This window comes from Mucilaginibacter sp. P25 (genome assembly GCF_050859465.1).
GTDB lineage: Bacteria > Bacteroidota > Bacteroidia > Sphingobacteriales > Sphingobacteriaceae > Mucilaginibacter > Mucilaginibacter gossypii.
In genome coordinates this window covers 2,380,159-2,406,234 of the sequence record NZ_CP193937.1, presented here as the reverse complement: position 1 = coordinate 2,406,234, position 26,076 = coordinate 2,380,159, and the positions used below count along the sequence as shown (strand labels likewise).

18 protein-coding genes and 4 pseudogenes are annotated in these 26,076 nt (G+C 43.4%); 3 read left to right on the top strand and 19 right to left on the bottom strand.

Annotation, left to right across the window (positions count from 1 at the left end; genetic code table 11):
- Nucleotides 1-127 precede the first annotated feature (127 nt).
- The 17 genes and pseudogenes from sprA (ACRQ5D_RS12550) to ACRQ5D_RS12470 all read right to left on the bottom strand — a co-directional run bounded on the left by sprA (ACRQ5D_RS12550) (nt 128) and on the right by ACRQ5D_RS12470 (nt 21,220).
- Entirely contained in the window at nt 128-3,340 is a 3,213-nt protein-coding gene (gene sprA / locus ACRQ5D_RS12550) for a cell surface protein SprA (RefSeq protein WP_431199741.1), read from the bottom strand.
- Nucleotides 3,337-6,798, bottom strand: a pseudogene (gene sprA / locus ACRQ5D_RS12545) (cell surface protein SprA); the annotation flags it as partial. The gene sprA (ACRQ5D_RS12550) and the pseudogene sprA (ACRQ5D_RS12545), both read right to left, overlap by 4 nt.
- Nucleotides 6,799-6,824: 26 nt before the next feature.
- Nucleotides 6,825-6,971 carry a hypothetical protein gene (locus tag ACRQ5D_RS12540; protein WP_432329103.1) on the bottom strand — a complete coding sequence of 49 codons (147 nt, stop codon included), beginning with the start codon at nt 6,969-6,971 and terminating at the stop codon, nt 6,825-6,827.
- 188 nt (nt 6,972-7,159) lie between these two features.
- Nucleotides 7,160-7,744, bottom strand: coding sequence for a Holliday junction branch migration protein RuvA (gene ruvA, locus ACRQ5D_RS12535; RefSeq protein WP_091174622.1), 585 nt, complete (start codon nt 7,742-7,744; stop codon nt 7,160-7,162).
- A 239-nt stretch (nt 7,745-7,983) separates the two neighbouring features.
- Nucleotides 7,984-10,261, bottom strand: a pseudogene (locus ACRQ5D_RS12530) (NADP-dependent malic enzyme).
- Between the two features lie 146 nt (nt 10,262-10,407).
- A complete protein-coding gene (locus ACRQ5D_RS12525; RefSeq protein WP_091174617.1) occupies nt 10,408-10,776 on the bottom strand; it encodes an iron chaperone in 369 nt (122 codons plus the stop codon).
- Nucleotides 10,777-11,411: 635 nt separating this feature from the next.
- Nucleotides 11,412-12,689, bottom strand: a complete 1,278-nt coding sequence (locus ACRQ5D_RS12520; protein WP_091174612.1) for a lytic transglycosylase domain-containing protein — start codon at nt 12,687-12,689, stop codon at nt 11,412-11,414.
- A 67-nt stretch (nt 12,690-12,756) separates the two neighbouring features.
- Nucleotides 12,757-13,413: pseudogene (locus ACRQ5D_RS12515) on the bottom strand (amidase family protein); the annotation flags it as partial.
- Complete coding sequence (locus ACRQ5D_RS12510) at nt 13,407-13,691, bottom strand: amidase family protein (protein WP_431199739.1); 285 nt, start codon at nt 13,689-13,691, stop codon at nt 13,407-13,409. The pseudogene ACRQ5D_RS12515 and the gene ACRQ5D_RS12510, both read right to left, overlap by 7 nt.
- A 46-nt stretch (nt 13,692-13,737) precedes the next feature.
- Nucleotides 13,738-14,181, bottom strand: a pseudogene (locus ACRQ5D_RS12505) (amidase family protein); the annotation flags it as partial.
- 95 nt (nt 14,182-14,276) lie between these two features.
- Nucleotides 14,277-14,456 (bottom strand): Sec-independent protein translocase subunit TatA/TatB, encoded by a 180-nt coding sequence (locus ACRQ5D_RS12500; protein WP_431199738.1) that lies wholly within the window; start codon nt 14,454-14,456, stop codon nt 14,277-14,279.
- Nucleotides 14,457-14,712: 256 nt separating this feature from the next.
- On the bottom strand, nt 14,713-14,931 hold the full coding sequence (locus tag ACRQ5D_RS12495; RefSeq protein WP_431199737.1) for a twin-arginine translocase TatA/TatE family subunit: 219 nt from the start codon (nt 14,929-14,931) through the stop codon (nt 14,713-14,715).
- 63 nt (nt 14,932-14,994) lie between these two features.
- A complete protein-coding gene (locus ACRQ5D_RS12490) occupies nt 14,995-16,302 on the bottom strand; it encodes a murein hydrolase activator EnvC family protein (protein WP_432329099.1) in 1,308 nt (435 codons plus the stop codon).
- Between the two features lie 16 nt (nt 16,303-16,318).
- A complete protein-coding gene (locus tag ACRQ5D_RS12485; protein WP_432329097.1) occupies nt 16,319-18,781 on the bottom strand; it encodes a DUF4292 domain-containing protein in 2,463 nt (820 codons plus the stop codon).
- Between the two features lie 175 nt (nt 18,782-18,956).
- Nucleotides 18,957-19,388 (bottom strand): dUTP diphosphatase, encoded by a 432-nt coding sequence (gene dut, locus ACRQ5D_RS12480; RefSeq protein WP_091174598.1) that lies wholly within the window; start codon nt 19,386-19,388, stop codon nt 18,957-18,959.
- A complete protein-coding gene (locus ACRQ5D_RS12475; RefSeq protein ID WP_143020873.1) occupies nt 19,385-20,905 on the bottom strand; it encodes a polysaccharide biosynthesis C-terminal domain-containing protein in 1,521 nt (506 codons plus the stop codon). The genes dut and ACRQ5D_RS12475 overlap by 4 nt, the downstream gene beginning before the upstream one ends.
- A gap of 33 nt (nt 20,906-20,938) precedes the next feature.
- Nucleotides 20,939-21,220 (bottom strand): acylphosphatase, encoded by a 282-nt coding sequence (locus ACRQ5D_RS12470; RefSeq protein WP_311084056.1) that lies wholly within the window; start codon nt 21,218-21,220, stop codon nt 20,939-20,941.
- Between the two features lie 130 nt (nt 21,221-21,350).
- Between ACRQ5D_RS12470 and ACRQ5D_RS12465 the strand changes: the two genes are divergently transcribed.
- Nucleotides 21,351-21,872, top strand: coding sequence for a YceI family protein (locus tag ACRQ5D_RS12465; protein WP_091174596.1), 522 nt, complete (start codon nt 21,351-21,353; stop codon nt 21,870-21,872).
- Nucleotides 21,873-21,980: 108 nt separating this feature from the next.
- Here ACRQ5D_RS12465 and ACRQ5D_RS12460 read toward each other — a convergent pair whose 3' ends face one another.
- Nucleotides 21,981-23,150: an amidohydrolase family protein gene (locus ACRQ5D_RS12460; protein ID WP_091174594.1), complete on the bottom strand. Its 1,170-nt coding sequence runs from the start codon at nt 23,148-23,150 to the stop codon at nt 21,981-21,983.
- 156 nt (nt 23,151-23,306) lie between these two features.
- On the opposite strand from ACRQ5D_RS12460, the gene rlmN reads away from it, so the two are divergent.
- Together rlmN and ACRQ5D_RS12450 are read left to right on the top strand one after the other, a co-directional pair.
- Complete coding sequence (gene rlmN / locus ACRQ5D_RS12455; RefSeq protein WP_091174591.1) at nt 23,307-24,374, top strand: 23S rRNA (adenine(2503)-C(2))-methyltransferase RlmN; 1,068 nt, start codon at nt 23,307-23,309, stop codon at nt 24,372-24,374.
- A gap of 23 nt (nt 24,375-24,397) precedes the next feature.
- A complete protein-coding gene (locus ACRQ5D_RS12450) occupies nt 24,398-25,096 on the top strand; it encodes a ComF family protein (RefSeq protein ID WP_091174588.1) in 699 nt (232 codons plus the stop codon).
- 202 nt (nt 25,097-25,298) lie between these two features.
- On the opposite strand, the gene ACRQ5D_RS12445 is transcribed toward ACRQ5D_RS12450, so the two are convergent.
- A complete protein-coding gene (locus tag ACRQ5D_RS12445; protein WP_432329093.1) occupies nt 25,299-26,075 on the bottom strand; it encodes an ATP-binding protein in 777 nt (258 codons plus the stop codon).
- Nucleotide 26,076: the final 1 nt, after the last annotated feature.

Below are 26,076 nucleotides of genomic sequence, written 5' to 3'. Positions count from 1 at the left end.
TTATCAGCCTTAGGGTCCTCTCCCGAGAGACCCAGAGGGGACGGAAGTTAATTTAAATTGTGAGCGACCCGAGGGAACGGGGTCTTTCATTTTCAAATCTGCAAATTAACCCATCTTCAAATCAGCCTTATTGCAGCAACAACTTCAAATTAATCCCAAAATTGGTAAATGAAGTATTAAACGTTTGCGAAGTATAGGGTTTGGTAAGGTTTGAATCATAAAACAAATTCAGATTAAAACGCTGGTTGATCACATAATCAACAGAGGGCCTTACGGTAATATTTTGTGCACCCGATGAGATCTCAGCCGATTCAACGTCGGCACGGTAAATGAGCGTTTTATTATCGCGCAATGAAAAATCGAGCTTAAAGTTCACGTCCTTATGCTGAATGCCTTCAAACCAGCCAAACGGAAAATGGAAATCTTTGGTGTGGTAACCAAAACCAAAAACAATGATCTTTTCATTTTGCTGCGCCAACTGGCTGTTAAGCATACTTAAGCTGAGCGAGCGGCTCTGGCGATATTCGGCATTGGCGGTCATGCTGTTTTTGAAACGTACGCTTGCACCCAGCAAAGGCACAAACTGCTCAAAAATGGTAACCTGCGAAAACTGGTACAACGGCAGGAAATCATTATTTAAATCGCGCGAAGTGGCAGCGCCGTTAGCTTCGCGATATTGCAGCAGCGAGATAAAGCCGCTTACATTATATGATGAACGGTAACCATGGCTCAGGTCAAACGAATCAAAAATATCCTGGAACCAGGAGATCTTACCTAAGCCATTGTACGTTACCTGCCAGTTAGGAATAGGAATTTTTGGGAATTGCGACAGGTTACTGCCCGAAGCATTTTTACCTGCATATGCTGCCAGAAACGCAGGCACCAGCACATTTTGCGAATTTGGCCCGTAACCATCGGCATAGCCATCAGCACCCCCTGCCGAATTTGGGTTGGTACGCCCTAATCTTTGCGATATCACAGCGCGGGCATCCAAAAATTTCTGAAATGTAGATGAAACATTGTTTATCCCCTTTGCCGATTCAAAGGCGGTACCAATGGTAAGGAACGATACACTGTAGTTACCCGATGTAACCGGGCTTAATGTTTCGATACTATTGCTCGATGCCAGGTATTTAAAATTGGCCTGATAATTATGATCCTGGGTTTTAAATGCACTAAGCTCAATCCGCAGATCTTTAAATGGTTCAATAATCCCCCTGAAGTGCATGTCCTCGTTTAACGATGTGGTATACAACTGATTTTGCAGGGTATCGGTGGTGATCCAGCCGTTAGCGACAGCCCTGCCCCGGATATCTGCCTGGCTGCCCAGTAAAAAGCCAAACCCGGGGGCATTACCATCTGCACCAAAAAAGCCCGACTGCGGTAAGTATCCCGGTAAAAACGTTCCCTGGGTACGGGTATAGGTTGCGCTCAGGTTTTTAATACTGGTTAGCAGGCCTATCAGGATATTGCTCTTTTTATTGGGATTATTGGCCTTACGGATAAAAGGGAACTTGTTATACAGCGACACCATATTCAGGGTTGGGTTAAGCTGGATTGCCCTTGAGTTTTGAATACTGTTACCAACATCATAAGCGGTACTATTGATAGCAAACAGCGGCTGTGTTTGCCAGTTAAAGTGTGTACTGTAACGAGCTACTGCCGATATCCAATCCAATCCCGGAATTTTGTTAATAGGTACCGTATAATTAAAGTTGATAGTGTGGTTATAATTGGTTGTACGGCCCAGTTTTTTCAGGTTATCCCAAAGGGTATCGCGCTTTAAACCATTGATCCGACCGGCGGGTTCATCCACAACCGAAAGATTGGTAGCGTCAATATCCATCTGTAATGATTTTGACAGGTTCCAGCCTATGCCGTATACACGGGTTATGTTGAAATACTTGTTGAATGTAGTTGTCGGGATAGGAATATAGTTATTAGGATCATTATCGCGCAGGGTATTCTCCGAATAAAAGCGGTTAAAATTGATGCTAAAATTCAATCGCGACGGCAGCAGGCTAAAGTTCAAATCCCGGAACAGGGCCAGCATATTGCTTTTGATGATCCTGGCAAATGGGCTGTAGTATTTGGGCTGATTGGTATAATTATAAGCAAGTGTGAGATTATAGGTTTTCTCCACATCATTCTGCGTCACAAAATCATTGTGATTGTATTCGGTGTAGGCATAAGTGGCATTAAAGTTTTCAATATCCCAAATATGGTTAAGGGCATTTTGGTTTGTACGTGCCTTATGTACGTTGGTAAAGTTGATGCTTTTGCGGGTGGTAATGTCAATAGCCGCATTCCGGATAGAGTCACGCTCTTTGGTGCTCGTTGCCGCCGCCAGCGATGCCTTCAGCTCAACATCCGGCGCTCCGGGATCATATTGCGGCATGCTCCTTTGTGATGACAAATTGATGTATGCCGGGATATGGATGCCGCTTTTATCCGGAAAAAACTTGCCGAGCTCAACATTGGCCGATACGTCATAGGTTTGATCATCACTCTGGCTCCGGTCATTCAGCCTTGAATCAAGGGTACCGAAACCAATAGTTGTTTTACTGCCCGATACGGTAATATCGGCAAAGTCGGCAAGCTTGGCATCAATCCTCGCGGTTGCGGCCCATCCCCCGCGCTGATCAAAATCGGTAAGGCGCAGCTCATCATACCAAACAGTTCCTGATTTATCCAACCCATCATCGGGCAAAACATTTGTGCCTTTATATGGATTGCGCACGCCAAGCATAATGGTACGCAGCTTGCTTAAATCGGGCTGGCCCTTGATATAAACTACCTTATCACCCTCGGTGTATTTAAAAAGCTGGTTGTAGGCCACGTTGGAGTGATTACGTGCAAGCTTCGCCCGGATCAGCAAATCAAGCTCCAGGTCCATTTCATTAACATCCGGCCATATTGCTCCTGCATCGCTGGTACCCGGCTGGGTTATTTTTAAAGGCAATTCGTATTCATAATAGTTATCCTGGTAATCAACCCCGAGGCGGATAAACGCGTTCAGGTCATTATCCTTCAAATAATCACCCTCGGCATGGATAAACATCTGCATGCGTTTGTATTTGCGCAGGTCATTATAAAAAGTACGGAAGGCGGCCCTTGAATATCCATCGCGCAGGCTTTTTATATTAAGGGACAGTGATTGCTCGTTGAGCTTGGTATTGGTTTGCAGGTTATTGTAATTACGCTGGCGGTTAATACCGGGCGGCACCACATAAGGTATAGGCGTGCGGTTACCGTTCTCTTCAATATTTACGGCCTGCACGTCGACGGTCGAATTATCTATCGGTGGGTTTTGGATAGCAGGATCGGCAATAACATTCAACGGATTTTTTCGGTATTGAAAGCACGCCACTCGCCGCGCACCAGTTCCAGGGTCGCAAAACGCAGTACTGCAGTATCGGCAAAGTTGGTCATGAACATCCTCATAAAACGGATTGCCTTAAAATCCTGGATGTTGCCCACTTTTGATTGATAATCAGTAATCGGAATGCGGAACTGGTACCAGTTAACCGCCTGTGTTGTTCCGTTGGGCAGTTTTACCTGTGCGGTAACTTTATCGCTGATGTAATTTTGCCCTACAACCATATCTGCCGGGCGCATGGATACTTTATATTGAAAATATGAATCTTCCTGGCTCATGTTGTTGTCCCGGTTAATATCCTCGCCATCGGGCAGGGATGTTGAAGCCGAGTTTTGCAAGCCAAGCTCTGCCTGCGATTGCTGTGCCGTTTTCGAGTTACCGTCGGTGCCGTTGTATTTGCTATAACGGTCGAGGATGCCGGCACGGGCCTGGTCGAGCGCTGCGCCCTGGTAATACTGATAATCATCTGACGAAGGGTCTGCAGCGATGGTAGTAGCGGCCTGCGCGTTCAGTTGTCCTTTTATCTGCTGAACAACCGGGGCAAATTTGGTTTGCTCATCCTGGTCGTTCATGCCGTCCAAACCAACGTCCTGCAGTTTACGGGCATCGGGGTTGTTATCAAAAGCATTAATAACCGGCTGTAGTTTAGACACCCGCCCCCAGCTGGTTTCATCCACCTTGGTCAGGTCGCCGTCAACAGGCAAACCATTTTCCAGGCTTTTACGTCCATCTTTTAAAATATCTTCTGATATCGAACCTAAGTTAAAGTACAAGTCGCCACCAGCCGAGTTTGGTTTGTATATGAACGGATCAAGCATCCAAAACTCGATGTAGGATACGTTCAACGATTCAAAATCATTTGTTTCCAGCTTCCTGAACATACCACCCCAGCGTGTTTTAGGGTTTTGTAAGGTACCATCGGGATTAATGCCGGTGGTAGCATAGTTGTACGGCCCACGGATACTTGGATAAAAAGCCATGTTGAGCGTAGCCAGGCTAATCGGTTGCCCGGTAGCCGACTGCTTGTAAGGGAAAACTTCCTGCTCAATTACCTGCCTTACATAATGGTTGGAAAGCTCGCTTCTTGATATGGGGATGGAACCTGTATTGGTATAAAATATCGGGTCGATATTATAAAATGCCAGGCGGGCACGGTTATAGCCATAGCTCAGGTTATCAAACAAAGCCGATTCTCCAAACAATTGCGGCGTTCCTGAAATTTGCCAGCTGTTAGCTCCTTTAATATCTATTACCGATTGACTGTTTTCAAAATCGTCAAGATAAGATGTGCCGTGTTTGGAGCCTGCAAAATTCAATGCACCGGGACTGCCAGGCATCAGTTTGGCAAACTCGCCGTAAAAATTAATGGACGATGGCACTTTGGTATGGATGCCGGGGATCTTATCAACCAACCTGGTTAAAAACCTGGAGTTTGAACTGTAATTGGCATCAAACCCCCAAATGGTATTGGAGATGGATTCTTCGCCGGCAATTTCATTTTGGGTGATAGGCTGTTCGGTGAGGTGCATCAAAGTAGCACCTAACTGAAGTTTATCGCTGGCATGATAATCAAGCCTGGTGCCGTACAATGACTTTTGCTGCACGCCGAACAATTCATTATTCTCCAGCTTTACGGTAATAGGCTGGCCGGAAGATAACAGTGCCTGGTTCAGGATCCTGATCCGCCCGGAATTGTAATCAACCGTGTAATCGTTGCCCTCCTGCAATTTTACCGTACCAGCGGTTACGTTTACCGATCCCTGCGGAATGTTAACTGCATTTAGTTGGTACTCCGAACCTCCTGTTGAGGTATAAGTCCCCTTAATTACATACCTGTTTAATGCCGGGAAATATTGCTGCGCGATAGTTTTGGTTGAGTCATACAATGGTTGATAAACATATCGTTTAACCAGGTCGGTCTCGCCCGGGGTAAATTTGGATGCCAGGTCCGAACCAAAAGGCTCCACCACAGGGAACGAAATCCGCCCGTTTTGCGAATCGATGGTGATTCCTTCTAAAAAGTCAAAGTAGCCATCCGGTTTTTTATCGCTTTGCTGGTTGAGGTTATCAAGCCCTGCTACCTGGAGCCAAAGTTTACCTTTTAGGTTTTGCCCCTCTTCCATTACCGTTTTTTCGATCCCCGTTTTATCATCAAGACGGGTTACCGTTAATTTAAAATTGGTAGGGGCTATTTGAAAAGCACCGAGGGAGTAAATGTTTTTCATCATCAAATCCCAGGTAGGCAGATTGGTTTTCAATAACTCGCCTTTCAGCAATTTCACAAAAAGCACATTAGGCGTATTTGGGTTAACCGCAACATCGCTGCTAAATTCACCCACCTGGTATTGCACACCGTTAACGGTATACTGATAAGCTACCGCCAGCACCTCGTCATTATTCAAGGGATAATTTAGGGAGATGTAACCTAACTGCGGGTGCAGGGTATATTCCTTATCAGTAAGCTTGCGGGCGTAAGTTAGTTTTGAATAGTTATCCGTATTGCCCGATCCCTGGAAAAAGCTGGCGACATCATTGGAGTTGGTGAGCCTTGCATTTTGCGGCAAAACAGATAACAGGTTGTTTGATTGCTGGGCGAAACCTGGCCCTTTAAAACCCGCAGGCAGAGCGCTGCCGCCGCCTACTATCCTGGTTTTATTGTATGGGTTATTTTCACCAAGGTCCATGAAAGCCAATATATCGCGCGAATCGGTAGTTACATTGGTACGGTTGGTTGTCCAAACCTCAATTTTAGTAATGTTTACATTGGAGCTGATTATTGGGATATTGGCAAGCGCCCTGTTATAATTATTCCTGAAATATTGCGACAGGAAGAAGTGCTTGTTGGCCTCATAATCGGCAGGGGTCAACCTAAATTCACCCTGTTGCGAACCATTGGTAATAGTTATCGTTTTTGACTGTGAGCGTTGCTGCGAAAAGATACTGGTAACATCCAGCCGTCCAAATTTCAGCTTGGTTTTAACGCCAAAAAGCGCCTGACTACCGGTGATCAGCGTGGTATTAAGCGGCATACTAACCGTACCGGCTTCAATTTTCTGAATGATCTCGTCGGGCGAGCCTGTATAATCCAGCTTTATCTGGTTTTCAAACTGGAACTGCGCGTCGGTATTGTAATTGGTGGTGATCTTTAACTTATCGCCTATATTACCGGTTACGTTGAGTTGAATGCGCTGATCAAAATTAAAGTTAAACTGGCTGCGCTGGCGGGTGTTAAAAAGCGGGTTTTGGTTTTTATTTATCTGCCCGGCCATGATCATCTCTGCTGATCCTTGCGGACGGATATCAATCACCGAGCTGCCAAAGATCTGCTCAAACGTCCGGCTCCTGACCTTTATAGGCGGTATAAACCCTGGCTGCTGCGAATCATAGGCATAATTATCTGCCAGTTGCTGAAAATAGCCCCGCTGGGTCGATCGTTCTTTAAGTTTTAAATATTGCTCAAACGTAAGATACTGCGGGGGCGGTAAAGTAAATTACCTACCCTTTCGTATAAAATATAACGGTTTGTGGCCGGATCATATTCAATGGTACGTACCAGGCCTGCCGGGTCGGTATTGAAAATACCTTCCCTCATCCGCTGGCTTCGTGGCGCGGTCAGGTTTATTGGTGCATTTGATTTGGTTGTATCATTTTTAGCCGCAGGCGAGGGCTTTTGTTGTGCATAAACATTTCCCAGCCCCCGAACACCACAATGAACAACACACTTATAAGTGTCTTATAAGTAAATACTTTGATCAAAAGTTAGTAGATATTTATCCGTAATTATAGCGTTTTTAACGCGAACTTAATTAGTTCTTCAACCGTTAATTCGCCATTATTTTTCTTGATCTCCTGGTCTAATACCTTTTCGGCAACGTTACGCGCAAAGCCCAGCATTACTAATGCAGATAGTGCTTCATCCTTAACCGTCTGGCTCACCGGCACAACAGTTAGAGTATCGGGGCCTTCCTTACGCAGCTTATCCTGCAGCTCCAAAATAATCCGCTGAGCCGATTTTGGCCCAATTCCTTTTATCCGCTGGATCAATGAAACATTACCGCTCACAATAGCCGCCTGGATCTCGGCCGGGCTTATGGACGATAACATCATCCTTGCCGTATTTGGCCCGATACCCGAAATAGAGATCAAATGTAAGAACAACCTGCGTTCACCTTCCGTAGCAAAGCCGTAAAGTGTGTGCGCGTCCTCCTTTACATGTAACCATGCAAAGAGTTTACATTTTTCGTCGTCACTAATGCCCGAATAGGTATTTACCGAAATATTAATATGATACCCTACCCCTCCCGCATCTATAACCACATACGACGGGCTTTTGAACATTAGTTTTCCACTAATATAATCATACATATATTATTACTTTATTAATTTTTAAACAATGATGTTAATGGCAGATAGCTTTTACAGTGATTATCCAAAGATAAAATTCCGGCGTCATTATGTTCATATAATGACAAACAAAAAGCTGCGTTATACTCACCTTAAAAAATAAAGACGCTAAGTATTTAAATACCAGCGTCTTTATCAAAGATGTATTACTAACCCTACTCAAACCCTCCCTTCCGGGGGAACTTTAGAGGGAGTTCTATTTAACTGTTGGCGGCAGCTTTTGCCTGTGCATCAACCACTGCAATAGTAACCATATTTACAATTTCACGTACCGAACTGCCTAACTGCAACACATGCACGGGTTTTTTAAGCCAACCAATATCGGCCCAACTGCTTCGGCGCCGCCTATTTCCTGCAAAAGTTTATAGGCAATATTACCCGACTCCAGGTTAGGGAAAATCAGTGTATTGGCCGGTTTACCATTGAGTGTTGAGAACGGGAAGTTATCATCAAGCAAATCAGCGTTAAGCGCAAAGTTGGCCTGCATATCGCCGTCGACAACCATGTCGGGGTATTTTTCGTGCAGTATCGCTACTGTTTCCCTGGTTTTTTCCGGTATCTCCCCTTCGTTCGAACCAAAGTTGGAGTATGATAATACAGCTATCCTCGGGCTGATATTAAATTGCTTTACCGAGCGTTCTATCAGCACGGTAATATCAACCAAATCATTCACACATGGGTTTACGTTCACCGTTGTATCGCCAAAAAACACAGGGCCTTTAGCGGTGATCATCATATACATGCCCGCAACACGGTTCACACCTTCTTCAGTACCGATAATTTGCAGGGCAGGTTTCACTGTGGTTACATAGTTTTTGGTTAAACCTGAGATCAGCGCATCGGCACGGCCAAACTGCACCATACAAGCGCCGTAGTAGTTGCGGTCTACCAATTGCTTTTTAGCCTCGTACAGGGTAATCCCCCGGCGCTGGCGTTTGTTATACAGAAACTCGGTATACTCATCCATATGCTCACATCCTTCCCGTGGATCAATAATATGAACATCGCCCAAATCAAGGTCATTATCATGGATGATCTTTTTGATCCTGTCGATATTGCCCAGTAAAATAGGAGTGGCAATACCTTCCTCTTTCACTATCTGTGCCGATCTTAAGATCTTATAATTATCGGCCTCGGCAAATACAACGCGCTTAGGGTTCTGTTTTGCTTTAGCGGTAAGGTTACGCAGCAGCTTATCATTAGTACCCAGGCGCACCCTCAGCTCCTCTGCATATGCATCCCAATCGGTGATCACCTTACGGGCTACACCTGAAGCTATGGCCGCTTTTGCCACCGCCATGGATACCTCGGTGATCAGCCTTTGATCCATTGGTTTCGGGATGATATAATCCTTGCCAAATTTCAGGTTAGTAAGGTTATAAGCGAGGTTAACGGCTTCGGGAACCGGCTTTTTAGCCATTTCGGCAATGGCGTGTGTAGCGGCAATCTTCATTTCCTCGTTAATGGCAGTAGCCCTTACATCCAGCGCACCGCGGAAAATGTAAGGGAAACCAAGCACGTTATTTACCTGGTTAGGAAAATCGGAACGGCCGGTTGCCATAATAATATCATCGCGTGTGCCGGCTGCAAGGTCATAATCAATTTCGGGTACCGGGTTGGCCATAGCAAAAACAACGGGCTTTTTAGCCATGGTTTTCAGCATGTCGGGGGTTACCACATTACCTGCCGAAAGACCGACAAATACGTCGGCATTTTTCATGGCATCGGCCAGTGTTTTAACATCTTTGCGGTCAGTAGCAAACTCCATCCTGATCTCGTCAAGATCGGTGCGTTCCTGGTTTAGCACACCATTGATATCAAACATCACCAGGTTCTCTTTTTTAACCCCTAATGACAGGTACATTTTTGAACACGATACCGCGGCGGCGCCCGCACCGTTAACTACCATTTTTATTTTGTCGAGTTTTTTCCCTGGATTTCGCAGGCATTCATTAAAGCTGCCCCCGATATAATGGCGGTACCATGCTGATCATCATGCATTACGGGAATATTCATTTCGGCTTTTAGCCTGCGCTCAATTTCAAAGCAGGTTGGGGCCGAAATGTCTTCTAAATTTACACCGCCGAAAGTGGGCTCAAGCGCTTTTACAATGTTTACAAAGTCATCTACACTTTTGGCGTTCAATTCAAGATCAAACACGTCAATATCAGCATAGATCTTGAACAGGAGACCCTTACCCTCCATTACAGGTTTGCTGGCCTCAGGGCCGATGTTGCCCAGGCCAAGTACGGCAGTACCGTTGCTGATCACGGCTACAAGATTACCTTTGGCGGTATATTTATAAACATCTTCGGTATTGTCAGCAATCTTTAAACATGGTTCAGCCACACCGGGCGAGTAGGCCATGGTTAAGTCGCGCTGCGAATTTGTTGGTTTGGTAGGTACAACTTGTATCTTTCCGGGACGGCCTTGCGAGTGGTAATTCAGCGCGTCCTGTTTTCGGTTAGTTTTATTCATTTTTTTCAAATTGAAGCGCCCAAAATTACAATTCTTTTTATGGAACAAACATAAAAAAGCCCCTTTTTGCGATTATGTTAAAAAGAGGATAAAATACGGTTAAAGTTTTGATAAGATGTGTTTAAAAGATTGCATTTAGCAAAATTCTACTTTTTCTTCTTCCCTTTCTCCAGGTTCTTTTGCACCCTGAACTTTACAATTTTGGTGATCAGCTCAAGAGGCATAGGCTCATCAAGCGGAAACTGAACCGAGCCTTTGGCTCCCTTATAACCTGACAATTCTTCTTTAAATTCTTCCAATCCCTGCGGGGCCGGGTAAAAACCAATGTGATTTTTGAAGCCACCAAAGTGCACCAGGTTGCCATTGAGCACAAAGGTTGGAATAGCGTATTTGATAGCCTCCTCGGCATCTGGCGCAGCGGCTTTGATCGTTTCACGTACCAATTGCAGTTTTTGTTGAACATCTGCCGGGAAACCGGCAATATATTCGTCAATATTTTCCTTTGGCTTTTCCATGCTGATGAGTGATTGGTTGAAATAAATCTACGAAGCTTTTTTCGCTTTTGGAATCATCTCTTGCGCTCGTTTACAAACCTACCGTGTACCCATATCTTTTAATTATTATTATGAATTAAAAGAAGATGTCATTTCGACGAGACCTGTTGGGGAATGTGCGGATGTGGTGAGGAGAAATCTTATACATCCAGCTCTAAACTATGTAAAGCGGCTCTACAGGGCGTATAAGATTTCTCTTTCGCTCCTATACTTAGGCCTGCCCAGCTTTGTCGAAATGACATTTTTTTAAAGATATGGGTACACGGTAGGTTTGTAAACGAGCGTAAGTTTAAAAACTCCGGGTATAGCGGTCTAAGCTGCTTTTGCTCCGGCGGCCGGAGGCTGCTTGATAGTTGCCACCCGTCAGGAGGCGAGCGGCGGCGAGGGGGTTAACAGGGTTAACAGAAATTGGGGTTATCTATACTCAAAACACTGAAAATCAACAAAATAATCAAAAAACAGTGTTAACCCCAAAAGCCATGGTTCGGCTGGGGCCAAGCGGTGGAAAAATGACTTTAATAACCTTATAAAAATAAAAATCCGAAAGCTGGATCTCAACTTTCGGACTTGCAGACATCGGAATCTCCGAAAAAAAATTAATTCTTTGAATACTGCCCGTCATCCTGCACATTGGCAGCAACTTCGCCGGCAGATACTTTTAACATGGCCCCTACTGTTGCCCGGTTAGTTTTAAGATGGTTCCAAACTTTAAGGTCTGATACTTCACAGCCAAACATATCAGCGATAGAAGCAAGCGTTTCGCCTCTTTTTACTTTATGGTGGGTTGGCATTCGGCGTTCGGATTTTGCCGGGGTATATTGAACAGCGGCATAAGTAGCGGGCCTTGCAGGTGTTGGTTGCACAGGCGCATTAACGCCATTTAATACATTATATAATGCAGCATAATGATCTTTTGCAGTTTGAGGAATAATAAGCCTGCGTGGTGTTTTAGGACTTCCGTTAACTACCGCCATCCTGTACGATGGGTTAAGGATCGTAATCTCTCTTAAACTCACATCAAGCGCCTGGGCAACATTACTTAACGGCACTACCCTTTTTACCATCACCGTATCGGTACGGGTAGAGAAATTGCAGGCTTGTGCAACAATGTTATGTTTATTAAAATAATGCATCACATAATTCATGGCAATGAAAGCAGGCACATAGCCACGGGTTTCAACAGGCAGATACTGGCGGATGCTCCAAAAATCGGTTACACCACCGGCCTTTTCAACAGCGCGTTCCACATTGCTTTTACCGCAATTATATGAGGCAATGGCCAGTAGCCAGTCGCCAAATTCCTGGTAGGCATCCTTCAGATAGGCAGCCGCGGCATAGCTCGATTGGATAGGGTCACGGCGTTCATCAACATAGTTATCCATGTTTAAGCCATAAGTTTTTGCCGTGGTGCCCATAAACTGCCAAAGACCTGTGGCCCCTACCCTTGATACCGCGTTCGGATCAAGCTTTGATTCAACAATCGACAGAAATTTTATTTCTTCGGGGATCCCGGCTTCGCGGAAAGCCTTTTCATATATGGGGAAGTAATATTTGGTTAAGCCTGCAACCTGGCCCATTTCATCGCGGTTGTGCATATACAGATCGATATAACCCTGTACATATTCATTATAATCAAGCTGGATATCTTTACGAATGGAATCTAACCGGCGCTTGTACAAACCTCCGTATGTACTTACCGGCAACGACTGGTTAAGCACCGGTAAAATAGTAGTGTCGGCGTTTACAATATCGGGGTTAAATTTGGTTGCCCGGCTTATTTGCTTAATTGACTTTGCCGAATTGGTTGTGTTTGTTTCGGCTTGTAAAACCTGGAGTGATAAGAGGCAAATGGTCAGCGTAAATAATCTCTTCATTTATTCAGGGATTTGATTAATTTATAATGCCCAAAGCATCAGCATTTTACTAAAATATCATTTTTTATTACAGATCGAGAAAATATTTGGCAAAATCTAACAGTTGCTGTTCGCCAAAGTGCTTTGTTAATAACTGTAAACCTAACGGCAAACCGTTGCTGTTATTGCCCGTAGGTATTGATATGGCCGGTACACCGGTTAATGAGGCTTGTACGGTAAATATGTCAGAAAGATACATTACCACTGGATCTTTCTCTTCCTTACCTATTTCAAAAGCCGGTTCGGGCGCCGACGGTACCAATATAAAATCATACTCTTCCAGTATTTCATTAGTTTTTTCCTGGATCAGCCTGCGTACCTTTTGTGCTTTAGCGTAGTAAGCATCGTAATACCCCGCGCTCAAAACAAAAGTACCCAGCATAATACGGCGCTTTACTTCCTTACCAAAACCCTCAGAACGGGAACGTTTATAAGTAGACTGTAAATCTGTAGCCAGCGGACTGCGATAACCGTAATGCACACCATCGTACCTTGCCAGGTTTGATGATGCTTCGGCCATGGCCAGGATATAATAAGTTGGCACCAGATAATCCAACAATTCAAAAGCTATCGGGGTAACTGTATGCCCATCGGCACGCAGCTTATCGATGTATTGTACAAGGTTGTCTTTTACTTCGGTGTCAACACCAGGGCTTGATATTGCTTCCTGCAGGTAAGCTATCTTCTTTTTCCCGGCTTTTGAAGATTAGTATATGATGCAGGCGGCGGAGTTTGTGATAACGTACTGTCATATTCATCCGGACCTGCGAGTACTTCCAGCAATAATGCAGCATCTTCTACCGATTTAGTGATAGGACCAACCTGGTCAAACGATGAAGCATAGGCGATAATACCGTGCCTTGAAATTGTGCCGTATGTTGGTTTTAAACCAACAACGCCGCAAAATGAAGCTGGTTGCCTTACCGAACCACCCGTATCCGTACCTAAAGCGGCATGGCACATCCCTGCTTGTACGGCCACAGCCGAACCACCCGACAGAACCGCCTGCAACTTTAGTTTCATCGGCATGGTTTTTTACCGGGCCAAAGTATGATGATTCGTTGGTGGCACCCATAGCAAATTCATCGCAGTTGCAGCGCCCAATGATCACCGCATCTTCGGCCAGCAGGCGTTCAACCACAGTTGATGAAAAGATGGAAGTGAAACCGGTTAAGATTTTTGAGGAGGCACTAACCTGGTGCCCTTTATAGCAGATATTATCTTTAATGCCGATAACCATACCGGCTAATTTGCCGGCGGTGCCATTCTTTATTTTGTTGTCAACGTTTTTTGCAGCAATCAGCGCTTCATCAGCAAACACTTCATTAAAAGCATTTAAATGAGCATTTTTTTCAATTTCAAGCAAATAGCCTTTTACAAGACCTTCAACAGTAATTTCTGCACGTTGCAACCCGCTCTTTATTTCGGTTAAAGAGGAATAAATATTAGCCATGGGGCTAAAATAAAAAACTTATCCGTTGAAATAAGAAATAAATCAACAGATAAGTTCATATACTCAATAAAAATGGCATTAAAACCTAATCCCTGTTAGGGTATTAAGCTTTTTTCTTCAGATGAAGAAGATGAGCCGTCGCTGTTTTGCGCGTCTTTAAATTCCTTAACGCCTTTCCCTAAGCCTCTCATTAATTCAGGTATTTTTTTACCGCCGAATAATAAAAGTATCGCAATGATGATCAGAATAATTTCTGGTGCGCCTAATCCACCCATGATTTTAAGTTTTATGTATGATTAATATTATATTATGATTTGTATTCTTCTTCTTTTTCGGTATCCAGATGACTACCGGTAACAGTCTTATCTAAATTGATATGACTTTGGTGTTCCGGCTCGGCCGGGGTATTTACGTGATAATCGCTAATAGCGATTGTATTTGGAACAGTATTTTCAACAACGGGCTTTTCGTGCTCAGCTGCAGCTTCCGGAGCTTCGGAGGCTTTTTCATCTAAAAGCGGTTTTTCTTCTTCTACTTTAGGTGCAGGTTTTTTTCCTCGTAATTATTGATCTGGTTATTGATCTCACGTTTAACATCTTCAGAGGCATCTTTAAAGTCGCGGATACCTTTACCCAGGCTCCTCGCCAGGCCGGGCAGCTTTTCGCCGCCAAATAGCATCAATGCTGCAAAAAGTATCAGTACCATCTCGCCCGTACCAATATTTAAAAATAACAAAACTGAACTTAACATAGCATTCTGTTTAAGGATACAAATATATACAATTAAAATTTCTTATAGTTCATAACTAATTAGTTAGGCGCCAGCCAGAATCTTGGGGTTAACGGGTGTTGTTCCTTTATAAATTTCAAAGTGCGCCTCCGTTTCTCCTGTCGATGGATCAGTTGCCACCGTGCCGATAGCTTGTTTGGTGCTCACTTTTTGCCCACGCGCAACAGTTACCGACCGTAAATTACTATAAGCTGTAAAATACTCCCCATGCAATATAATTACCAAATAGGTCCCGCTCACATCACCCACTTTTACAACCGTACCATCAAATACAGCCCTAACAGTACTGCCCTGGTTAGTACGGATATCAACACCTGTACTTTCACTCCTGATACCCTCAGGCGTGGTATAGGTACCAAATCCCTGGGTAATTATTCCGTTGGATACCGGCCATGGTAAACCACCGCGATTACCCAAAAAGTCGTTCGACAGCTTAGCGGCCTCAGGCGTGGCGTTCAATACACTTGATGTACTGCGCGCCGCAGCCGGCTTAGCCGGAGCCGGTGCAACAGGCGCTGGCTTATTTTCGGCCTTTGCTTTGGCTGCGGCCAGTCTTGCGGCTTCTTCAGCCCTGCGTCTTTCTTCTTCAGCAGCCCTGCGCCTGGCTTCCTCAATTTCCCTGCGGATAGCCTCATTAATGGCACGGGTTGTTTTAACGATCTTGGCCTGCAGGTCCCTCTGTTGTTTTTTCAGGATCCCTTCATGCTGCGACAGATCGCTTACCACCTTAACCTGGTTATTACGTTCATTACCCAGTGTTTCTTTTTCCTTTTGCTGATCTTTCAAGAGATCATTTTTTTCATTCTTGGTACGGTCAAGCTCATTAATTTTAACATGCAGCTCTTTTTGTGTACCCTGGATATAGTTTGCCTGCCGCTCACGGTAGGTACCAAACTGCTGTAAATATTTTAAACGTTTATAGGCCTGGTTAAAGTCTTTTGATGCAAAAAGGAACATCATCTTATTATAGGCGCTCTGGTTGCGGTATGCAAACAGGATCATAGCTGCGTATTCCTTTTTAAGCTGATCCAACTGCGACTGTAAGCTACGTACGTTATTATTGCTCTCAGAGATTTGATTATCCAATAATCTTACTTCAGAGTTGATATTTTCAATTTTTTCCTGCCGCAGGTTTATCTGTGCCTTCAGTATGCTTAGCTGCTTTAATGAAGCCTTTTTATTATTTAAAGTTTCATTGTAATCTTCATTTAATTGTTCAAGCTCTTTATTCAGCTGTGCTTTACGACGTTTCAGTTCGTCACTGCTTTGTGCGTGTACATTAACTGCTGCCAGTACCAATAGTAAAAAGAAAACTGCTTTTATAAACTTCATCAAATAAACATATTAATTATTTACCAGGCTCGTACCCATCAGGAATGCTGAACGGATAGTTTTGCTGTACTTCAAAATCGGCCTTAGTATAATGCAAATTAACTTGTATTTTTTTATCTTTTACTACTGATGCGATATCTATTTGCGCCGGCAATACCCGGTTTGTTGCTTCGATAAAGGCATTGTTGGTAACCTGTAATGATTGCGCCTGGCGCTGGTTATCTAAATTGGTTTGCGTAACCTTATTATCCGGACCAAGTATCAGCTTGTAAACCAGATCGTTCAGGGAACCGCTTAAGGTTGTATTGCCATCGGCATGGTCAAAGGTCGACTGCTCGTTCAGCAATTCGGGCACCGCGTTGCCAATCAGCAATGACTCGAGCGTTTTATAATTAACCTCTTTGCTGGCGTAAGTATATATATAACTGAATGGCTTTTTAATGTAAACGTTTTGCAAGCGGTTAATGATCATAATACTGTCGGGTGTTATAACGGCGCGGGCCGCTTCAATGCCTAATACTGCTGTGATGGAAACCCAAATCCTTTTATCTTTTGCTATCCTGATATTCAGGGTAACATCATTGCTGTTATTATTGATGCTAAGCTTGGTTTTTGCCTTGCCCGCAAATGTTGTAAAATTGACCTGGTTTGCCCTTATGGCAGCCAGTTTGCCGGCAATATCACTCGTCCTTGCTGTCGAATCTGCCTTACGGTTAACCAAAACTTGTTTACGTGCTTTACAGCTTAGCATTACCAGCAGGCAGCAAGCTATAAGTAAACTATTCGCTATATTTTTTTCATTTATCTTACGATCTAAAACAGGTGACTGCTCACCAAAGCCTTTCGCCTTTTTCCAGTTAGTTACGGCAGCATCAGTATTCCCGAGGAAAAACAATATATCACCATAATGTTCATACTTAACCCCGCTATTGTCTTTATCATGCGTGAGGGCCTTCTCCATCCATTCTTTTGCCTGGGCATATTTTTTTTGTTTAAACAGTATCCAGGCATAAGTATCTTCAAACGATGCCGTATTAGGCTGCAACTCGTTGGAATGTGCCGACATTGCTGCCGCCTTTTCCAGCTGCTCATTCCTTAACGATAAATAATAAGCATAATTGTTTAAAGTGAATGCATTATCCGGATTGTAGGTTAAAGCTTTCTCATAACTTTCGTCAGAGCTTTTAATATTCTTCAACTCATGATAGCAATCGCCCAATAATGAAAAACTTAACGAAAGTAGCTCCTTATCCTGAAGTTCTAATGAAGTAGCATTTTTAAGATAACCAACTGCCTTATTGTTATCCTTTTTTTGTGCCCAGGCCACACCAACAAGATAGTTCATCCAGGCCTGGTTCGGAAATAATGACAATGCGTTTTCACCATCTTTAATAGCGGCATCAAGGTCGTTGTCGCCTAAATCCAGGCGCACCAGCTGTTCCTGAACATTGTACACCTGGTTATTAAGCTGGGCCGATTTTTTAAGTACTGGCTTTGCCTCTTTATATTTGGTATTCTGGATCAGCATATCGCCGTAAATAGCATAAGCCCTGGCATCGTTAGGATGGGCAACGGTCAGGATCCGGCTTAATTCAAGCGCGCTGGCTTTAGCATTGGCCTCCGGAAACTTAGGAAAGTATCCCGATATAATATTAATTTTTTGATCGATGCCGATATCCGGAATGGCAAATCCCTGGGTAAGCTCATTAAAGCTAGCTTCGTTATTCTTTTTATCGCGATAGATATCGGCCAGCGCGAAGTGCACCAAACCATTTCGCGGATCAAGCTTTTCGGCTTGCTGCAATACTTTAAGCGCCTTATCGGCAAACCCGTTCGAGTTGTAAACTTCGCCAAGGGCCAGGTAGTAACGGATCTCCCCGGGATTAGCGGCTATCTGCTTTTCCAGTTCGGAAGTGGCCTGGTCAATTTTGCCCTGCTTTAAATAGATTTTTTGACGATTGGCTAAAAGATCATCACTCGGGCCGTTCAATTTTTCAATCTCATCATATACCTTAAGGGCATCATCGTACCTTTTCAGGATGGTAAAAGCATTGGCCTTGTCAAAATAATACGCCGATTTATCCGGGTTAAGCCTGATCAGCTGGTTAAAAACATTTTCAAGCTTATCAATGGTATTGGTTTTTTCGTAGCTATCGGCCAATGCCGCCCAATACCATTCGTTATCCTTATTTATTGCTACAGCCTGCTCTAAAAGAGGCTCAGAAGCTGCAAAATCATTTTGCTGCCTTTTAAGGTTTGCCAGTTCATATAAAGAAGCATCATTTGCAGGGTCGGCCTGTAAAACGCGCTCAAACATTTCGGTGGCAAGCTTATAGTTCTCAACCGTTTTTTCGCGCAGGGCCGAAAAGAAAAGCTGCTTAACCATAGCGCTGTCCTGATAACTCATCACCTTACCTGCCGATGCCAGTGTTTTATAATCGCCGTTCTTTTTATGCTGAGCCTGAGAATTTAGAGGCAAGATGGCAAGAGGCAAGAATAAAGACGCAAGAAAAGGCGCAGAAAACAGGTGTGTTTTCCGTGTACTTTCTAATTTAATATTGCTTTTACCAATCTTCATTCTTCTTGTTTCCTGACTCTAATGGTCTTGACTATATTTCTTTCTTGCTTCCTGACTCTTATAGTCCTGACTCTAATTACTTCCCTGTGTGTCCGTAGCCGCCTTCGCCCCTTTGGGTTTCGTTCAGTACTTCTACCTGCTCCCAGTTAACACGCTCGTGTTTGGCAACTACCATCTGGGCTATCCTGTCGCCGGTATTGACCTCAAAATCTTCTGTCGAGAAATTGATGAGTAATACCTTGATCTCTCCGCGATAATCGGCATCAATAGTGCCCGGCGAATTAACAATACCGATACCATGTTTAAATGCCAGGCCGCTTCGCGGGCGGATTTGCGCTTCGAAACCCTCGGGCAATTCAATATATAAACCTGTTGGAATGAGTTTACGTTCCATTGGTTTAAGCACTACCGCAGTTTCTACATCAGCACGCAGGTCCATGCCTGCTGCATGAGCAGTTTCATAAGCCGGTAAACTATTTTTTGATTTGTTAATTATGCGGATGATCATCGTTTAAATATAGCTTTTAACTCTTTGCGTTCAAAGTAATACGCTCCAGCCGCAAATAAAAGTAAAAGCCCGTTACCAACAAAAATATTACGTTTAAATACTGAAAACGACAGAAAAACAAACAATACCGAGACAATTATATACGCAAGGTTCTTTTTTAAGTTATACGGGATGGGATAATTTTTTTGCCCCCACAGGTACGAGAGCACCATCATGGTAGCATAGGCCGCGAACGAGATCCACGCCGAAGCCATATAGCTGTATTTAGGAATAAGCAGCCAGTTTAAAATAACGGTTAATACCGCCCCTACACCAGATATATATAAGCCATAGCGGGTTTGGTCAGACAATTTATACCACACCGAAAGATTCATATAAATACCAAGGCTCAGGTAACCGAACAACAAGGGCGGTACAACGCCAAGGCCCTGCCAAAACGGATTGTAAACTATATGATGTTTCACCTCATGCGTTTCCTTTCCTACTATAAGAGTAGCCAGTATATCAACATTGGCAATAAGTGCTACACATATAATGGCCACCATAATTACAAAGTACGTCATGATGCGGGCATAAGTTTCGCCCGAATTTTTGTTTTTTGCATGGCTGAAGAAAAACGGTTCGGCACCTAACCTGAAGGCCTGCACAAAAATACTCAGAAATAATGCAATCTTGGCGCAGGTGCCATAAATGCCCACATGCGTATCGGCGATACTTTGGGGCAGCATTTGCTTCAGCATCACCTTATCTAATGACTCATTAATGATGAACGATATATTGGCTATCAATATAGGCCAACTGTATGCAAACATTTCGCTTAACATGGCACCGTCAAACTTCAGCTTCATTTGCAATATCTCGGGCAATAGCAATAATATGGTAAGCCCGCTTGCTATTGCGTTAGCTAAAAATACATATCCTACCCAATTGGGCCTGTACCAACCTGCCATCCACGCTCCGGATGGCAAATGGTGATTTATTATAAACGGAACGCCGAACAGAAAAAACAAATTGAGCATCATTACAAGGCCGATGTTTGAGCATTTGATAATGGCGTATTTTATGGGGCGGCCTTCTGCCCTGATACGGGCAAAAGGAATTACGCAAAAAGCATCAAGCACTAAAATTACGAGGAAGCACTTTACGTAAAAAATATAGTCGGCATGATCTTTAGCGACGCCGGCCTGCATGTAATTGACAATAGGATTTAGAAATAGTACACAAAAAACCAGGAATATTACTGATACCATTATAACAACACCAAACGCATTATTATAAACCTGCTGTTTGTTATCTGAACGTTTTTGCAGGTACCTGAAATAGGTAGTTTCCATACCAAAAGCCAAAATGGCGTTAATGATAGAAGCACTTCCATATACCGATGTAAAAACGCCGTTAGCATTTACCGGCAGGGTACGGGTATAAATTGGCGTTAAAACAAAGTAGATCATCCGGGAAATGATAGTACTTAAACCATATATAGCAGTTTGCCCGGCGAATTTTTTTATAGTAGACAATGGAGATATTCGATTTAATGGGTTTGTATTTAGTTACAAACGCCTTTTAACAACCTCAAAATTACGATAGTTTTTCAATTCGCCTTCATGGCTTTCAACAGCGGTCACTTCGGCGTCCTGAGGCCCTTCGTTACACCATTCCAAAAACATTTCGAGTGTAGAATTATCAGCTTCGGCTTCCATGTATACATCACCATTGGGCTCGTTGAGCACAAAACCGCGAACACCAAGCTGATCGGCAACTGCTTTTGTTGATTTACGGTAAAAAACGCCGTGTACTTTGCCTTTAACTGTAATATTAATATGTTTGATCATCAGTATTATCGTATATTGATATTGCAAAGTTAACTTTTTCCTGCTAAGCAACCTTTTAACTTTACAAGCGTAATCACTACAAAACGCATTACATTTTATTTTGATTGATATAACTCTAAAATTCTATTTTATGAAAAAAATTATTTTTTCTGCCCTGATCATTGCTCTTACAACCTTTTCGGCTTTCGCTATTTTGGGCAACTGGAAAGTGAAAGACGATGAAGCCCAGGTAACTTTTGAAGGCCACAGGGTAAGCGGTTCATTCAGCGGCTTAAAAGCCGATATAACATTTGATAAAGACCATCCCGAACAAGCTAAAATTTCGGCAACTATCGATGTTACAACCGCAGCAACCGGTTTCTTTATTAAAACCAGTCACGTAAAATCGGCCCTGGGTGCCGACGATTATCCAACCATTAAATTTGAATCAACCTCGGTATCAAAAAGCGGTAACGGCTACGTTGCCAGCGGCAAGCTAACCATGAAAGGCAAAACCAATCCCGAAGCCATCCATTTTACGTTTGACGAAAAAGGCAGCGAGGCCGTGTTTAAAGGCGATTTTAAAGTACTGCCTCCTAAGTATGGCATCGACAGAAGCGGCACACCGCCCGAGGTTACTATCCATTTAGTTGTGCCGGTGAGTAAAGGATGATATCTGCACGAATCCTTGTATAGATTGCTTATAATTTAATCGAATTACACGAATGTTTCCTTGACGTTATTCGTGTAATTCGATCTAATTTGTGAAAATTAGTGTCAATTATATCAGTTTCTTTACTTTGGTTTCGGGTGTGATCTTAAACCCATCAAGGCCGCTGATCAGGTTCAGGCCCGGGGTTTTGCCTGCTTCAAGCGTGCCTTTTTCATCGTCGATACCCAGGTATTCGGCTCCATTACGGGTACCCCATTCAACCAGGCGCGGTAAGCTTATGGAAGGGAACTTTTGTTGAATAGCTCGCATCTCGCTCAGTAAACATAATTTGCTGTTTGATGCAAGGCTATCAGTACCAAGGGTAATATTAAAACCCTGGTCAACAAAAAGATCAATTTTAGGTAAACGCCCCTCAATATAAAGATTGGCATTAGGGCAAAAACACCAGTTTATCTTCCTGTCAAATCGTTTTATGAAATAAATATCTTTTAGGTTGGTACAGGTATTATGTACCAGCAAAACCTTTTGTTTGTTAGAGAGCAGCGGGATAATAGATTGTACAGAGTTACGGGCCTGTGGCTTGAAATAGGATATATCCATACCAAAATGCTCGTACAACTCTAAAAAAGCACCAAGCTTATACCGGTAAAATTTGTTCTCATCCTCACACTCCTGGTTATGGATACTGAGCAGGTTTTCATCGTTGGTATCGCTGTGCTTTTTAATCAGCTTAAATAACTCCTTTGATACCGAATACGGTGCATGCGGGGTTATAGAACATGAGCCGGGCTTAAATTCATTGAGCAGAGCCAGCGCTTTTTCAAAAACTTCAGCAGCCTTTTCGGGCAAAAAACCAAAAGTTTCAACAAAGGTATGATAGTATAATTTGCTTTGTTTTTTCATCGCAACACTGTTATTAGTGTTGGAGATATCACCAACGGCTACAATGCCGTTATCATACATTTCCTGATCGGCTTTAGCTATGGCATCAAGAACCTCCTGCTGATCGGTACTGCGTAAAGATTGAACGTCTTTTATAAAATTTACCAGGCCGCCTTTGGGCTTTACTTTATCTTTTAAATGAGAAAGTTCGGTATGGCAATGCGTATTAATAAATCCGGGGCAAATAACTCCGCTTACTTGTTGCACATGCCCGCTGGGAGGCTTGTTACTATCGGTAACAGCGATGATCTTACCTTGATCATCAACAGTGACTATACCATTTTTAATCGGATCGGCATAAACAGGAAAAACGTAATCGGCTCTAAAACTTTTCATTAAAATTTAAACTTGGTATCGTAACACATAACGTTTTTCAAAACAATCTGTCCTGCAAAATAAGTACAATTAACTTTTAGTTATTGTTTTTTATTAGCCAAAAAAGAATGACTTTAAAAAAAGATAGATTTTTTTAAATTTAAGTACTTTTGCACTGTGAACAATACAAAAGATAAAATCGACATCCGCAGCCTGAGCCTGAATGCTTTACAGGAGCATTTTATCCGTATGGATGAAAAAGGCTTCAGGGCAAAACAGGTGTATGAATGGCTTTGGAAAAAATCTTGCTTTTCTTTCAACGAGATGAGCAATATTTCAAAAGAACTCCGTGCTAAACTGGATGCAAATTTTGTAATTAATAATGTAAAAATTAATTCTTCACAGGTTAGTGCTGATAAAACTATAAAAAATTCTTTTATTTTACACGATAACCACTTAATTGAGGGCGTTTTAATTCCAACTCCCGGCCGTATGACGGCCTGTGTATCATCGCAGGTGGGTTGTAGTCTTACCTGTAAATTTTGTGCCACCGGCTATATGGAGCGCAAAAGGAACCTCAACCCTGATGAAATTTACGACCAGGTAGTTTTAATTGATCAGCAGGCCCGCGAAAACTACAATCAGCCTTTATCAAATATTGTTTACATGGGCATGGGCGAGCCGTTGCTCAACTATGCCAATATGATGAAGTCGATAGAGCGCATCACCTCCGAGGATGGGCTTAACATGGCTGCCAAACGCATTACCGTATCAACAGCCGGCATTGCCAAAATGATCAAAAAACTGGGCGACGACCAGGTAAAATTTAACCTTGCCCTTTCCCTGCATGCGGCAAACGACGAAAAACGGAATACTATTATGCCCATTAACGAGCAAAACTCGTTAAAGGCCCTGGCCGAGGCATTGAAATATTACTACGCCAAAACCAAAAACCCGGTGACCTACGAGTACATTATTTTTGATGGTGTGAACGATGGCATCCAGGACGCTATGGAGCTGGCTAAATTTTGCAAACACCTGCCTTGCAAAGTTAACATCATTGAATACAATCCTATCGCTTTTGCCAGCTACATCAATGCCGGCGAAGATAAAGTTGAAGCATTTGCTGATTACCTCACCAAACAAGGTATTAACACGCACCTCCGGCGGAGCCGCGGCAAGGATATTGACGCCGCCTGCGGACAGCTCGCCATCAAAGAAAAAGATAAACTGGCCGAAGTTTAAAAAATCCGTATTAAATTGAGGGCATGAAATTACTGCGTGCCTACCTTTCAGATTTTGCCGCCCTGCTGTTCCCGGAGCTTTGCCCGGCTTGCCAGGCCAGCTTGGTAGCAGGTGAGCATATCATTTGCAGCGATTGCCGCTTTAATTTACCCTTTACCAATTTTCATCAGCAGCCTGCTAATATTGTAGCCCAGCAATTTTGGGGTAAAATTAATGTTGAAGCCGCCTACGCACTCTATTATTTTCATAAAGGAGGAAAAATCCAAAACCTGATGCACCATTTTAAATACAAAGGCATGCACCAGATCGGCAATCTGCTTGGCGTCATAGCAGGGGCACAGCTGGCCGCAAATGATATTTTTAATACGGCAGATGTAATTATTCCGGTGCCGCTCCATCAGCGCCGCCTGCGCGAACGTGGCTACAACCAAAGCGCCTGCTTTGCCCATGGCCTTGCCGAAAAGTTAAAGGGGGTGGTTGATGAGCACAGCCTCGTACGTACAGTGGCCACTAAAACTCAAACTCAACGATCACGCTTTGCCCGGTTTGAAAATATGCATCATGTATTTGCTGTTAAAGATGCGGCTGCACTTGAAGGCAAACATGTATTACTGGTCGACGATATAGTAACTACCGGCTCAACGCTTGAAGCCTGCGGGGCGGAGTTATTGAAAGTTCCTGGTTTGAAGTTGAGTATAGCTACCATAGCTTATGCGGTGTAGGATCATAATCGAATAAGATTATACTAATCATGCCATTGCGAGGAGCAACATAGGGATAAGTCAGGGATGCGACATGGCAATCGCATACTACACAGGGCGGTCATGCTTCCATGCGATGGCCGCGCTATCGCAATGACACCTGTTTTAGTACCGGGATTTAAACAAACTAACCTCTAATCTTCAGTCTCTAATCAATAACAGCCTACTGCTGCTGGTACCTGCTTAATTTATCGTATAGCACCCTCGGGTCAAAGGGTTTAAGGATGTAGTCATTCATTCCGGCATTGTTAATCTCGCCCATTTGGTTGCTGAGCATAGAGGCCGTAAGGGCAATGATTGGTAACTGCTGGAAATAAGCTTCTGTTTTAGCGCGGATAATGCCTGTCGCTTCCAAACCGCCCATTTCGGGCATGTGGATATCCATCAGCACTACGTTGTAGTTGCGGTTGGTTTCAACCTTTTCAATAGCTTCAATGCCGTTTTCGGCAAAATCAGCGCTGGCACCCCATTTCTTTAATATCTTATTAATGAGCAGGCGGTTAATCTGATTGTCATCTACTACTAAAACATTTATTTTAAGTCCTTCTTCCACGTTATTACTATTTCTGTTCGACTGGTAGTCTCCTTTTTTAAAGCCTATGGTAAACCAAAATGTTGATCCCTGTCCTGGTACGCTGTCAACATTTATGCGCGAGTCGTGCAGTTCAATTAACCGCTTGCTGATAGCGAGGCCAAGGCCGGTACCTCCAAACTTGCGTGTAGTATCCAGTTCGGCCTGCTTAAACTGCTCAAATATAGTACCCAGTTTATTTGCTGCAATGCCTATGCCGGTATCAATTACTGCAAACCTGATGCGCACATCCTGTTCTGATTGCTGTATCACTTTCAGATCGATGGTAACTCCACCTTTCTCGGTAAATTTAATCGCATTACCAACAAGGTTTAGTAATATCTGGATCAGCCGGGTGCGGTCGCCCAAA